The sequence below is a fragment of the Streptomyces sp. 3214.6 genome (assembly GCF_900129855.1).
GTDB classification, from domain to species: domain Bacteria; phylum Actinomycetota; class Actinomycetes; order Streptomycetales; family Streptomycetaceae; genus Streptomyces; species Streptomyces soliscabiei.
This window is the reverse complement of the sequence record NZ_LT670819.1, coordinates 594,624-607,906: the sequence shown is the minus strand read 5'-3', so window position 1 is coordinate 607,906 and position 13,283 is coordinate 594,624. Positions and strand designations below refer to the sequence as shown.

At 70.8% G+C, this 13,283-nt stretch carries 12 protein-coding genes and 1 pseudogene; 6 read left to right on the top strand and 7 right to left on the bottom strand.

Annotated elements, in window-relative coordinates:
* Nucleotides 1-91: 91 nt before the first annotated feature.
* Complete coding sequence (locus B5557_RS46080; protein ID WP_443031380.1) at nt 92-166, bottom strand: tryptorubin family RiPP precursor; 75 nt, start codon at nt 164-166, stop codon at nt 92-94.
* 339 nt (nt 167-505) lie between these two features.
* Between B5557_RS46080 and B5557_RS02570 the strand changes: the two genes are divergently transcribed.
* Nucleotides 506-838, top strand: a complete 333-nt coding sequence (locus B5557_RS02570) for a hypothetical protein (RefSeq protein WP_079657560.1) — start codon at nt 506-508, stop codon at nt 836-838.
* Nucleotides 839-1,019: 181 nt separating this feature from the next.
* Nucleotides 1,020-1,871, top strand: coding sequence for a chitosanase (locus B5557_RS02565; RefSeq protein WP_079664548.1), 852 nt, complete (start codon nt 1,020-1,022; stop codon nt 1,869-1,871).
* Here B5557_RS02565 and B5557_RS02560 read toward each other — a convergent pair.
* The 3 genes from B5557_RS02560 to B5557_RS02550 all read right to left on the bottom strand — a co-directional run bounded on the left by B5557_RS02560 (nt 1,859) and on the right by B5557_RS02550 (nt 4,508).
* Nucleotides 1,859-3,136, bottom strand: a complete 1,278-nt coding sequence (locus B5557_RS02560) for an acyltransferase family protein (protein ID WP_079657559.1) — start codon at nt 3,134-3,136, stop codon at nt 1,859-1,861. The two genes, B5557_RS02565 and B5557_RS02560, sit on opposite strands and share 13 nt — an antisense overlap.
* A gap of 101 nt (nt 3,137-3,237) precedes the next feature.
* On the bottom strand, nt 3,238-3,864 hold the full coding sequence (locus B5557_RS02555; RefSeq protein ID WP_079657558.1) for a hypothetical protein: 627 nt from the start codon (nt 3,862-3,864) through the stop codon (nt 3,238-3,240).
* Nucleotides 3,861-4,508, bottom strand: a complete 648-nt coding sequence (locus tag B5557_RS02550; protein WP_079657557.1) for an RNA polymerase sigma factor — start codon at nt 4,506-4,508, stop codon at nt 3,861-3,863. The genes B5557_RS02555 and B5557_RS02550 overlap by 4 nt, the downstream gene beginning before the upstream one ends.
* A gap of 222 nt (nt 4,509-4,730) precedes the next feature.
* Between B5557_RS02550 and B5557_RS02545 the strand changes: the two genes are divergently transcribed.
* Nucleotides 4,731-5,180, top strand: a complete 450-nt coding sequence (locus tag B5557_RS02545; RefSeq protein ID WP_079664547.1) for an ATP-binding protein — start codon at nt 4,731-4,733, stop codon at nt 5,178-5,180.
* A 21-nt stretch (nt 5,181-5,201) separates the two neighbouring features.
* On the opposite strand, the gene B5557_RS02540 is transcribed toward B5557_RS02545, so the two are convergent.
* Together B5557_RS02540 and B5557_RS02535 are read right to left on the bottom strand one after the other, a co-directional pair.
* Nucleotides 5,202-5,711, bottom strand: a complete 510-nt coding sequence (locus B5557_RS02540) for a molybdenum cofactor biosysynthesis protein (protein WP_079657556.1) — start codon at nt 5,709-5,711, stop codon at nt 5,202-5,204.
* 38 nt (nt 5,712-5,749) lie between these two features.
* Entirely contained in the window at nt 5,750-7,075 is a 1,326-nt protein-coding gene (locus tag B5557_RS02535; RefSeq protein WP_079657555.1) for an alpha/beta fold hydrolase, read from the bottom strand.
* Between the two features lie 280 nt (nt 7,076-7,355).
* Between B5557_RS02535 and B5557_RS02530 the strand changes: the two are divergent.
* From B5557_RS02530 to B5557_RS02520, 3 genes and pseudogenes are all read left to right on the top strand, one after another.
* A pseudogene (locus B5557_RS02530) lies at nt 7,356-8,324 on the top strand (helix-turn-helix domain-containing protein); the annotation flags it as partial.
* 498 nt (nt 8,325-8,822) lie between these two features.
* Nucleotides 8,823-10,304, top strand: coding sequence for an MFS transporter (locus B5557_RS02525; RefSeq protein ID WP_079657554.1), 1,482 nt, complete (start codon nt 8,823-8,825; stop codon nt 10,302-10,304).
* Between the two features lie 417 nt (nt 10,305-10,721).
* Complete coding sequence (locus tag B5557_RS02520) at nt 10,722-11,852, top strand: abortive phage infection protein (RefSeq protein WP_079657553.1); 1,131 nt, start codon at nt 10,722-10,724, stop codon at nt 11,850-11,852.
* Nucleotides 11,853-11,860: 8 nt separating this feature from the next.
* On the opposite strand, the gene B5557_RS02515 is transcribed toward B5557_RS02520, so the two are convergent.
* Nucleotides 11,861-13,033 carry a Cmx/CmrA family chloramphenicol efflux MFS transporter gene (locus B5557_RS02515; protein WP_079657552.1) on the bottom strand — a complete coding sequence of 391 codons (1,173 nt, stop codon included), beginning with the start codon at nt 13,031-13,033 and terminating at the stop codon, nt 11,861-11,863.
* Between the last annotated feature and the right edge of the window lie 250 nt (nt 13,034-13,283).

The following is a 13,283-nucleotide window of genomic DNA, read 5'->3' as shown; positions in this document are numbered from 1 at the left end:
CGAAGCGACTTGACCTTAGGTGGCGTGCGCCCGCCGTCTCCGTCACCGGCGACGGCGGGCGCACGCGCTTTCTCACCTGCTCAACGGCGGCTCAGTACCAGAGGTACCAGGCGTACGCCTTGAGGCTCTTCTCGCCGACGATCTTCCTTTTCAGTGCCCCGAACATCTTCATGGAATACCTCCATAGCAAGGGAAGTGACGCTGAATCGGAATCGAGTAGAGCCGCCGGGCCGATGAGGCGTCAACGGTGATTGGAAACACGCGATGTGATCACGCCAGAATGCCTTTCGAAGGTGTGAAAACGGGTGTGCACTGCCAGTCAAAAGGCCGTGCACTCTCGGATAAATAAGCGGCCCTATTCGATGCTGTTTCAGATCTGTGCGTCACCGAAGTTCATGTGCATTCGCATGTCGATGATGTTCATGCCGTCGTCCGCGCTGCACTCCTTGCGCTCCCGGGGACCGGAACGGTGGCTTCCATCGCGGGAGGGTGATCAAATGTGCGAATGTCTACAGGATCCACATCCGCCACTCGTGCGGCGACCACCGCACCGGCGGTCCGTCACGGCTGGCACAAGCTGCTGTTCGGCCTCTTCCTGCTGGGTCGCGCGACCCGCATCCCGGCCGCGTTGGACGGTACGACGGGGGCGACCCCCTCGGGCTGGTGGTACGTGCTGTGGGAGGTGCTCGCCCTGGTGCTGGCCGCCTTCGCGGTGAGTGAGTGGGAGATCCTCAATGCGACGTCCTGGCGCATGTCGGTGTCGCAGTGGATCTGCATGGTCATCTTCCATATCGGCCTCACCGGGTTCCTGATCTCCGTCATGGTCCGACTCCTCTGACTCCCGGCCCGCGTGACGGCGGGTCAGTTTGTTCGATCGCACGAACGTGGCTTCGATGGGTTACTTCTGTCACCGGCCTCTGGTAGGAAACCTTCCTATCAGTTGCAGCGCAGAGCCACCCCACCCCCACTCCTCACCTGGAGCCACTGTGGTGCACATGTCCCGGCCGATCGACGGCCCCATGCCTACCCCCACCCCCACCCCCACCCCCACCCCCACCCCCACCCCCGCTCCCACCTCCCGCCGCCTCTTCCTCGCCCTCACCGGCGCCCTGGCGGCAGCCTCCCTCCTCGACGCCCTCCCGGCGACCGCGGCCCCCACCGCCAAGGGCCTCGACGACCCGGCGAAGAAGGAGATCGCCATGAAGCTGGTGTCGAGCGCGGAGAACTCCTCGCTCGACTGGAAGGCCCAGTACCGGTACATCGAGGACATCGGCGACGGCCGCGGCTACACCGCGGGCATCATCGGTTTCTGCTCCGGCACCGGCGACATGCTCGACCTCGTACAGCTCTACACCGACCGCAAGCCCGGCAACGTCCTCGCCAAGTACCTGCCCGCCCTGCGCGCCGTCAACGGCACCGACTCGCACGCCGGCCTCGACCCGAACTACCCGAAGGACTGGCGCAAGGCCGCCCAGGACACGGCGTTCCAGCAGGCCCAGAACGACGAACGCGACCGCGTCTACTTCAACCCGGCCGTCCAGCAGGGCAAGACGGACGGACTGCGCGTTCTGGGCCAGTTCGCCTACTACGACGCCATCGTCATGCACGGTGACGGCACCGACTCCACCAGTTTCCGCAACATCCGGCGGCGCGCGCTGACCAAGGCGAAGCCGCCGGCCCAGGGCGGCGACGAGACGAAGTATCTGAACGCCTTCCTCGACGCCCGGGTCTGGGCCATGAAACAGGAGGAGGCACACAGCGACACCAGTCGCGTCGACACGGCCCAGCGCGTGTTCCTGCGCAAGGGCAACCTCGACCTCGACCCGCCCCTGGACTGGAAGGTGTACGGCGACAGCTATCACATCGGCTGAGCGGCTCTGCGCGAGTCCGGCCGACGACGTCGTGCCAGCCTGCGGCCCCATGCCTGGCCCGGCACTTCGATGTAACGGTGGGTCAGTACGCACAACGGCAGCAGCACGGCGAAGAACGCCAGCTCGAGCGTCGGACTGTCCTGTCGCCACCGGCCGATCGTGCCGTCGGTCACCGCCAGCAGCACGGGATGCAGCAGATAGACCGAGTAGCTGGTCGCTCCCAGTCCGATCAGCTCGCGTGGTACGCGCCGGTGGCGCGCGGCCAGTCCCACTCCGAAGGTGAGCGCGGCCAGCAGGAACGCCAGGATCCAGCCGCGCCGGGTGAAGTGGGCGTCGTCGCCCTGGCCGTACGCGCTCCCCACGGCGCACCCGAGCACCACGGCGGCGGTGACGGCCGCGCGCCGCCAACTGCTCCGGCCGTGCTCGGCCCGGTGGACGGCGGTGCCGAGGAACATCACGGAGAGGATCACCAGCCCCTCCCACAGGGGCACCGTGCCGTTGAAGACGACCAGGACGAGCGCCGACACCCCGCCCAGCACCCCGCCGACCACCCGCAGTGCGGGTGACCCGGCGCTCGCCCAGCAGACGGCGAGCACCATGGCGACCGAGGTGAGCGCGATCAGCGGGCCGGTACCGACCGCGCCGGAGAGCGCCGAGGCCGGCAGGGTGACCCCCGCTGTCGCGCTCACGGCGGCGAACCCGGCGAGGGTGACGGCGACCGCCGCCGACCGCTGGTGCCGACCGGCCGTGAAGAGGGCGACGACCAGCAGATAGAAGGCCATCTCGTAGGAGAGCGTCCACAGGACGAGCAGGACGCTCGGCGTCCCCAGCAGCTCTTGGAGCAGGGTGACATGGGCGACGGCCACGGCGGTGAGGCTCTGTCGGCCCAGACCGTCACGCAGCTCGGCGATGCCCAGCAGATTCAGGACGAGGACCCCGGTGACGGCCGCCGCCCACAGCGGGTACACGCGGAAGACCCGTCCGATCCAGAAGGACCGGACACAGCCCCGGCGCTCCAGCGACGCGGGGATGATATAGCCGCTCACCAGGAAGAACACCATGATGCCGTACCGGCCGAGGTTGAACTGCGGCATCACTTCCTGCCGGAACTCCGGCAGGAACGCCGCCGACGAGTGGTCGAGCACCACGACGAGTGCGGCGATGCCGCGCAACGCGTCGAGCCAGCCCAGACGGGAGGCGGGTGACCGGGCGATCGCGGAGGGTGACGGCTGTAGGGATGGGCGGATGACGGGCGGGGGTTCCATGGGAAGACCGGGTTCTGTGCGGCGAGGTGTTCGCTGAGGTGAGATGAGGTGAGGTGTGCGGTGAAGTGGTCGCTGAGGTGTGCCGTGAGCGGGGACAGTCCCTACTCGTCGGGCAGCGTGAGCTTCAGCGGAACGCAGGGCTTGGCCTCGCTCTTGCTCGCGTAGAGCTCGACAGCGCGCGGCCGCGACATGCCTTTCATGTTCTCGAAGGCCAGCACATTGCCCCGGCGCAAGGTGAAGTCCCAGCCGGCCTTGATCGCAATGCCGGGGACCACGTTCCCGGTTCGCCTTTCGATCACCGGGAACGGGGTGAACCTGCTGCGCTCGCAGACATAGCCGGGAGCCAGCACATCAATCGTCACCTCGATGCCCCACGGACGCACCTTCCTCGCCAGTTCGCGCTGGGCGTCGATCCCGATGGCCTGATCCTTGACGGTGAGCTCGACTGTGCCGTCCCCCTGTAGCTCCGCCGCGAACGCCGCCGTGTCGGCCGACGGGCCGGCCGACGAGCCGGGTACGACCGCCACGCCGAGCCAGGCCATCGCGCAGGCCGTCGCGACGAAGGCGATCCGGCGAGGAGCGAGCAGAGAGCGCACGGAAGCCCTTGTCCAGCCCCGGCCCGGTCCGACCTCGGTCGGTTCGGTCCGGCACGCCCCGGCCTCGCGCAGCTCGATCTCCCTCTTGAGCTCGTCCAGGAGCCGGTCCTCGAACGTCGGCCTGGTGCTCATGCTTCCCCCCTTGCGATGTACAGCGTCGATGCGTCCGGCGTCGTGGCGTGCGTGGAGCTCGTTCCCGCGGCCGTCGGGTTCGCGTCCGCGGCCTCGACGTCCGCCTCCTTGCGCAGCGTCTTGCGCGCCCGGTGCAGTCGTACGCGGGCCGTGACCTGGCGTATGCCCAGCGCAGCCGCCGCCTCGGTGACCGTCAGCTGGTCCACCGCGATCAGCTCCATGACGGCCCGCTCGCCCTCGGGGAGCCGTGCCAGCGCGGCCAGGGCGCGCCGCCCCGGGCTCTCCGCGTCGAGTCTGTCCTCGATACGGACGATGTCGTCGGCCTCCAGCAGCCTCCGCCCGGAGAAACGCAGATCGCGCTCCGCCTCCCGCGCGACCCGGCGACGCTCCGACGACACCACATTGCGGGCGATGCCGAACAGCCAGGCCGTCTCACTGCCGAGGTGCGGCCGGTAGGAGTGGGCCGAGTGCAGGACGGTCAGGAAGATCTCCGCCGTCAGGTCGGCCGCGGTGTGCGGGTCGTCGACCCGGCGCGCCACGAAACGCAGCACCGCGTCCACGTGGCGCCGGTAGAACTCCTCGAAGAGCTCCGGGTCGCGCACCGCCGCGGCGGGCCCACTCGGTAACCGTTCCGCGCCGGCCACAGGCGTCTCCTTCCACCGGGTTCGTCACACGCACTACACCTGTTCTTGGAATGAGGCGCGAAAAGCGTTACAGACGTCGACGACAGAAGGTGGAACCCCAGCCGTGCCGGCCAGGTTCGCGTAGGCGCGCCGAGCGCGGCGGGTGAGTGGTGCGCTTGGGGCGTAGGGGGCGGGTTCTCGGGTAGTCGCGCGGATATGAACGGGGTAGTGAAGGCGGTCCGGATGGCAGGTGTCCCGCCCGACCAGCGTTTCTCCGCATCCGACGGGACCCCTGCCGAGACGACGGTGGCACTTGACGGCAAGGACGGTTGTATCGCCCGGGCGCGGCAGCTCACGGGCGACTTCCTCACCCGCGTGCGGCGCCCGGGCGGTCCGCCCGTGTCGGTGGGGGCCGTGGACCTTTCCCAGCTCGTGGTGAGCGAGCTGGTCACCAACGCGCTCAGATACGCGCCCGGGCCGGTCCTGCTGCAACTGCGTGTCAGCGGTGGCACGGTGGAGATCGCCGTCTGGGACAGCGATCCGGTGCTGCCGGCACCCTGCGCACCGGATCCGACGCGGGTCGGCCAGCACGGCCTGGAGATCGTGCGGGCCGTGGCGGAGGAATTCGAGGTCGTACGGGTGCCGGTGGGCAAACGGATCGTCGCCCGACTCGGCCTGACCGACGCACGATGAGGCGTCCCGCCGCTTCCCGCCTCAGGCCCGGACGGCAGACGCGTCGACGACCTCGAACGTAGCCCGGCCCAGGACGAGCACACCGTCCGACAACGGCGTACACCGCACGCCGCCTTTGCCGCGCAGGGCGCGCTGGGCGCCGGGGCCGATGGTGACGTCCAGCCACGCGCAGGGGCGCGCCGGACGGTTCACGGCGAACGCCACGGGACCGGCCGCGCCGTCGAGGACGACGGTCGAGCCGACATAGGCGTCGATGTCGACGCCCCGCAGCAGGACGTTCCGGCGCGTCTGCCGGAGACCCACGGCCGCGTCGATGTGCCGCGGGAGGTTCTCCGCGGCCATGAGGGTCACCGACGCGTCCCGATGGGCCGGGCGGCCGAAGTAGCGGTCGCCGACCAGCCCGAGACCGCGACGGACCTGAACCTCCCGCACGAGCTCGTCGTCCGGGCCGTCCGACGGCCCGTCCGCGGGGCGCCCCGCGAACCGGTGCGACGCCGACACCAGCAGCTCCACCACCTCGACCTCGGTCATGGAACCAGCCTAAGCGCGGCGCCGCCCGGCTCGGCGGGTCAGGGCAGGAGGGGGAGGGCGGCGCAGTTGGAGTGGGCGGGGCGCCCGTTGAGCCGGTCGGTGAGCCAGGAGATCGCGTCGCCCTGGTCGACGAGCAACGGCGTGAAGTGGTTGATCAGGGCCCGGCCCACGCTCGGCAGGATCACCGGCTTGTACGTGACGTCGGCGCCCTTGGCGCACCAGGCCGCGGCGAGCGAGCGCGCCTGCGCGTGCGGCACCAGATCGTCGGCGGTGCCGGTCGCCAGCCGCACCGGAGACGTCGGTTCGAGGGCGCCGATGCGCTGGTCGGCCAGGAACGCCTTCAGCGCCGGCTCCGACTGGACGACGTCGCCGATGGACCGCCCGTCCGTCGTCCAGGCTGTGCTGCGCGCCGAGTTGTAGGCGAGGAGGGCGTCGCCGACGCACATCGTCGACAGGTCCTTGAGCGCGGCGCGGCCGGCCGCGTTGAGGTGCGCGTCGGCGATTGGCTCGAGGGCGGGGTCGGACTCCAGAAACCCGTTCACCGCCCAGCCCAGCGCTCCGGCAAGATCACTGCCGTCGATGGCCCTGGTGACGGAGACCAGGTCGGCGGGCGGGGCCCCTGTGTAGGTTCCGGCGAGGGTGACGTCGGGGGCGTAGGAGGGTTGCAGTTCGGCGGCGGCCGCTGTGGCCCCGCCGCCCTGGCTGTAGCCGAACAGCGCCACCCGGGAGGCGGCCGTGAGCGATGTACCGTCGAGGGCACGGGCCGCGCGGACGGCGTCCAGTACGGCGTGCGCCTCGTCGACCCGGTTGACGTAGGTGTGCAGCCGGTCCGTCGAGCCCAGCCCCGTGTAGTCCGTGACGACGACGGCGATGCCCCGCGCGAGGAGACGGTAGATCGCCAGGTCCTCGTAACCTACGGACAGCGTCTGGCCGTTGACCAGGAGCGGGTGTTCCAGGCCGAGGGAGGCCGAGCACTGGTCGCCCTGGCCCATGGTGCCGGGTGCCACGGCGACCAGCGGCCGTGCTCCACCGCCCTTCCAGCGGGCCGACGGCTCGATGTAGGCGCCGGTGACCGCCATGGGCCGGCCGGCGGAGTCCGTGGACTTGTACATCAGCCGGGTCGCGGTGCCGGGCAGCGGTCCGTCGACGCCCGGCAGGCTCAGCGCGAGGGGCAGTGGTTCGGAGCGGACCAGGGCGCCGTCGGCCGCCGGGAGCGTGGCGGGCGGGTTGTAGAACGTGGGGATGGTGACGCCGCGCGAGACCACGGCGTCCGACTGCGCTGTGGCGTCGGCGGGTACGGCGGTGACGCCGAGGCAGGCGGCCGCGGTGACGGCTGCGGCCAGCAGGCGGGTGGGGGTGGGCATGGCGGACCTCCGGGAAGGGGGAGGCCGAGCCTTCGTCTGCGGCTCGGGTGGCGGACGGCCCGGTGGGGTACGGACCGTGACGACCGAGCGGCACGCGACCGCGGTCGCCCACCGCAGCCCCGCACCGCTCTTAGACGAACTGTCAGGACCGTAGCGGTGGTTCGGTTACCTCGGGTAGCGGCCGGTAGGTTACGGTTCGGTAATATGACTCTCCGGTAGCAAGCCCGAAGCTGTCGCATCGGCGATCAGGCCCGCTCACGCGGTGTGGTTGACTTGCTCCGTGTTGCACGAGTCGGTGTTCCGCACCACGGACCTGCCGGTGGGCGATCGGTTCGAGGCGTGGGCGGAGCGCATGGGCAACACCCACGCGCCCATGCACCTCACCAGCGAGCGCACCGCGGACTACCACGGCCACCAACGCGTGATCGGGCTGGGCGATGTGACGGTGTGGCCGGCCACCTTCGACCACCTGGTCTTCCGCCGTACGCCGAAACTCGTCCGCCAGTCCGATCCCGAGACCTACCACCTCTCCCTGCTGCTGAAGGGCGAGGGGGCCGCCGACTGGGGCAGACAACAGGCCGCCTACCGGATGAACGACTTCCACATCAACTCCTCCTCCCGGTCGTGGGAGGTCCTCACCGGCACCAATTCCGTGACCATCGTCGGCCTGGAGGTCCCGCGTGCCCTGGTGGCCGTGCCCGGGCACCGAGCCGACCGGATGCTGGGGACTCTCCTGTCGGGCCGGGAAGGGATCGGCGCACTGCTCTCGCAGTTCCTCCTCCAACTCGTCGCGGACACCTCGCCCTACCAGCCCACGGACGCGCCCCGGTTGGGCACGGTCGTCTCGGACCTGGTCACGGCCCTCTTCGCGCACGCCGCGGACGCCGACCTCCCGCTCCCGCCGGAGATCCACGGCCGCACCCTCACCCTCCAGGCCAAGACCTTCATCCGCCGACACCTCGGCGACCCGGACCTGACCCCCGCGATGGTCGCCGGCGCACACCACATCTCCCGCAGCTACCTCTACCGCCTGTTCCAGGCCGAAGGCCTTACCGTCGCCTCGTACATCCGGGACCAGCGACTGGAAAACGCCCGCCGCGAGCTCGCCGACCCGCGGCTGCGCGCGCTGCCCATCCACGCCGTCGCCGCCCGCTGGGGCTTCCCCCGCGCCGCCGAGTTCACCCGGGCGTTCCGCACCGCCTACGGCCTCCCGCCCAGCCAACTGCGCGAACAGGCGCTCAACGAGGCGCAGCCCCCGGCGCGCTCAGCCCCGCCGCCCACGGCATCGGCGGTGGACACGGCGCAGGGCGCAGCGGTGGATGCAGAGGTGGAGACAGGGGTGGAGACCGGAGTGGAGACCGGAGTGGACGCTCCGCCAAGCAGGCGTGGACGGTCGGCCAACGACACACCGGGCGTCCCTCCCGCATCCTGGTGATCCGCGGTGAACGCCGACCGCCGCGACAGCCGAGGCCGTGCCAGGACAACAGGGGAGTCCTGGCACGGCACGGCACGGGCCCCCGACGACGCACGCCGTACACGGCCGACGACGCACGCCGTACATGGGTGATCGAGTGGTGACGACCCGGCCCCGGGCGTACCGTCGAACGGTGGACCCGACAGTGGACGCGCCCGTTCACTGACCTCTCCCCAGGGCCCGCGTCCGAGCGGGCGACATGTCATGAGCAGCGTTCCGCAACCGACCTCGGCACCCGAGGCCACCGTCCGGCAGGACGGTGGCGGTAACGTGATGGCGCTGCTGGTCATCGCGTCGTGCCAGCTCATGGTGGTCCTGGACATCACCATCGTGAACATCGCGCTGCCGGACATCCAGCGCTCTCTGGGCTTCTCCACCACGAGCCTGGCGTGGGTGGTCAACGCCTACACCCTCACCTTCGGCGGCCTGCTGCTGCTCGGCGGCCGGACCGGCGACATCCTCGGCAGACGGCGCATGTTCGTCTTCGGAGTGCTGCTGTTCGTGCTCGCCTCCCTGCTCGGCGGACTTGCCCAGAACGAGGCCCAACTCCTCGCCGCACGCGCCCTGCAGGGCATCGGCGGCGCCATCGCCTCCCCGACCGCGCTCTCCCTGGTCAGCACGACCTTCCGCGAAGGTCCCGAGCGCAACCGGGCCTTCGGGGTCTTCGCCGCGGTCTCGGCGGGCGGCGGCGCGATCGGTCTGCTCGCCGGTGGCGTGCTCGTCGAGTGGCTGAACTGGCGGTGGGTGCTCTTCGTCAACGTCCCCATCGGACTGCTCATCGCCCTCGCCACACCCCGCTGGATCAGGGAATCCGAACGCCACCCCGGGCACTTCGACCTCACCGGCGCGCTGACCTCCACCGTGGGCATGGTCCTTCTGGTGTACGGGTTCATCAGGGCCGCGCAGGAAGGGTGGCGGGACGCGTTCACACTGGCCTCGTTCGGCGCGGCCGTCGTCGTCCTCGCGCTGTTCGTCCTGGTCGAACGGCGGTCCAGGCAGCCGATCACGCCGCTGCACATGTTCGCCGACCGCAACCGGGCGGGCACGTACGGGATCATGCTGTGCCTCGCCGCCGCGATCTTCGGCATGTTCTTCTTCCTCACGCTCTTCGTGCAGAACGTCCTCGGCTTCAGCCCGCTGGCGACCGGCTTCGCCTTTCTGCCGGTCAGCGCGGTCATCGCGGTCGGCGCCGGGTTGGCCTCACGGTTCCTGCCCCGGTTCGGCCCCAAGCCCTTCATGGTGGTGGGTGCGATCCTCGCGGCGGCCGGCCTGTCCTGGCTGACCCTGACCGACATCCATTCCACCTATGCGGGCAGTGTGCTCGGCCCGATCCTCGTCTTCAGTCTCGGCATGGGCATGGAGTTCGTCTCCCTGACCCTGATGGCGCTGTCCAACGTGCCCCCGCAGGAGACCGGCGCGGCCTCCGGACTCCTCAACGCCACCCAGCAGGTGGGCGGTTCGCTCGGTCTGTCCATCCTGGTCACGATGTACGGCACGGCCAGCCGCAACGAGGCGAACCGGCAGATCCCCGCCTACCTGGCCCAGGCGACCCCGGCCGAACGCCTGCGCTTCCGGCGCACCGGGCGGCTTCCCGCCCCCTGGTCCGACGAGATCCTCACCGCCGGTGTCTCGGCCGCCTTCGTCATGGCGGCGATCTTCACGGTCCTGGCCGCGCTGATCGCGGTCGTGGTGATCCAGGTCCGCCCCTCCGACCTGGAGCGCCTCAAGGGCGGCACGGCCCCGGGCGGCGTCTGATCCCGCAGGCGCGACGGGGGACGAGGAGCAACTACGCGGACCGGTCCGGCCGTAACGAAGCAGTCCGGCCGGTTAGTGTCCGCACATGGGGCATCGAGACGTGGGGATTCTGCACCCGGGAGCCATGGGAGCGCGTGTCGCGGCGCAGGCCGTGGCGGCGGGAGCCAGGCTCTGGTGGCCGGCCGAAGGCCGGTCGGAGGCGACGCGGCGGCGAGCCGTCGAGTTCGGGCTGCGGCCTGCCGGAAGCAAACGGTCAGGCCGTGATCGGCTGAGGGGGGAGGGGGGCGGGCGCCGTCTTTCGGATGCGTCCCCGGCCGCCGAAACGACCGTATGCCCGCCCCCTTCACCCACCTTCGTCGCCGTGCGGCAGACCATCGGCCGACTGCGCCTCGCGTCCGGCTCCGGCACGGTAGGGGCATGGCGGAAACGAATCGGATCAGTCGGGCCGGGTTCCTGGCCGGGATGGCGGCGATCGGCGCCGCGGGCGCGCTCGGCCCTGCGGGGCGGGCACAGGCCACGGGACGGCGGCGCGGACTCAGGCACCGGGGCGTCGTCTACACCGTGGGGGAGGGTGAGACGCCGGCCACGGGCTGGAACGCCAAGCGGATGCGGGCGGACATCCGGGCCATCCGCCAGGACTTGCACGCCGACACGGTGGACGTCACCGGCGACGGAGTGGAACGCCTCGCGGCGACCGCGGCCGAGGCGGCCGAGCAGGGCCTGCACGTATGGCTGCAGCCCACCCTGGGCGACGTCCCGCAGCGGGACATCCTCGAACACCTCGCGGAGACGGGCCGCATCGCGCAGCGGCTGCGCAGGCAGGGCGCGAGCGTCGACCTCAGCGTGGGCTGCGAGTTCTGGCTGTTCGTGCCCGGCATCCTGCCGGGGGCGACCGCGCTGGAGCGCATACGCAACCTGCAGAACGGCACCTACGACCCCGTGGTGACCCAGCGCCGGCTCGACGCCTTCACGGCCCGCGCGGCCAGGACCGGCCGCGCGGTCTTCGACGGCCGGCTCAGCTATGCCGCCGCGCAGGACGACCAGGTCGACTGGTCGCTGTTCGACATCGTCGGCATCGACTACTACTCCTTCTTCCCTCGACCCGCCGACTACGTGAAGGAACTGCGCCGCTTTCTGCGCTGGGGCAAGCCCCTGGCCATCACGGAGTTCGGCACCTGCGCCTATGTGGGAGCGCCGCAGACGGGCGGCATGGGCTGGGACGTGGTCGACTACGACAAGGACCCCGAGGAGATCAAGGGACACCTGGTCCGCAGCGAACGCACCCAGGCCGACTACGTCACCGCTCTCCTACGGGTCTTCGAGTCGATGGGACTGTACGCGGCGATGGCCTTCGAGTTCGTCACCCCCGACGCCCCCCACCGCGCGGACAACCCTCGTTTCGACATCGACATGGCGTCCTACGCCGTCACCAAGACCGTGCAGAAACGCCCGGGGCATCCGGAGGCGGGCTGGCACTGGGAACCCAAGCAGGCCTTCCACGCCCTGGCCCGCCACTACGCCGACCGCACCCCGGGCACACCGCGCTGAACCGGCGTCTACATCGTCTGCTCCCGCACGCGTGCGCGGCTGCGGGCGCGTGAAGCGGCGGTGACGGTGATCGCCGTCGCCGCCGCGGCCAAGGCGGCGCTGACCCAGGCGGCGCTCCGGTAGTCGTCTGCGGCGCCGGTCGCGGCGCCGGCCAGCAGCGGTCCCAGGAACGCGCCGACGTTCAACGCGACGGTGGCGAACGCCCCGCCCAGGGACGGCGCGTGGGACGCGACGCGCATCACGCGGCCGACGAGAGCCGATCCGACACCGAAGGACAGCCCGCCCTGGACGACCGACAGCACGAACAGCGGGACCGCGTCCGCGCCGGCGACGGCCAGCGCCGCCCAGCCGACCGGCAGCGCGCACAGGGCGCGTACCAGGCCGCGCCGCATCCGTCCGTCGCCCGTCCGCCCGGCGACCGTCACCCCGACGAAGGCTCCGCCCCCGAACCCGGCGAGCAGCCCGGCAGCGGCGCCTTCGGGGAGGTGGGCGACCTCCGTGGCAAGGACGGCGAGATAGGCGTACGTCGCGAACGTCGCCCCGTTGACCAGGGCCGCGAGGACCAGCGCCGACCGCACCGCCCGTGACCTCAGTGCCCGCGCCTCGTTCCGGATCGACACCTCCCGCGGACGGGCCGCGTCGGCCGGCGCGGACCGAAAGACCAGCGTCAGGGCAGGCAGGCACAGCGCGGCGACCGCCCAGAACGCGGCCCGCCAGCCGGACCAGTCACCGAGCAGCGCGCCCGCAGGCACGCCCACGACGCATGACAGTGTCACGCCCGACAACAGGACGGCAGTGGCCCTGGTCTGCTTGGCGGGGTGGGTCAGAGCGGTCGCCACGGACATGGCGACCGCCAGGAAACCGGCGTTGACGATCGCGGCGACGACCCGGGTACCGAACAGCACGGGGAAGCCCGTCGTGACGGCGCCGACGGCATGCACGACGACGAAAGCGGCCAGGAACGCGGCGAGCGCGCGACGGCGTGGCCAACGCGCGCCGAGCGCGGCCATCACGGGTGCGCCCACGACCATCCCGATGGCGTACGCGGACGTCAGACTCGCGGCGGCACCCACCGACACGGACAGGTCCCGGGCGATTCCCGGCACGAGACCGGAGAGCATGAACTCGGAGGTTCCCTGGGCGAAAACAGCAAGGCCGAGGATGTGGACGAACACAGGCAAGGGATCGACTCCAGCGTCGGAATGCGTGGTCAGAAGCATCCGCGCGTCATACGTCGACATCGACCTGCGCCATCTACGACCTGCGTCACCTACGACCGGCCGAGGCGAGAGCAGAAACGGGACGAGACACGCGGAGCGCGCGTCCGGTCACCGGAAACAGGGTCGAGCACCGACCGGTCGTCGACCGGTCAGCCGACCCGCCGCCGGGCGACCGGCGGCTCCGCTCTGTCCGACTCGGGGCTCGTCACCC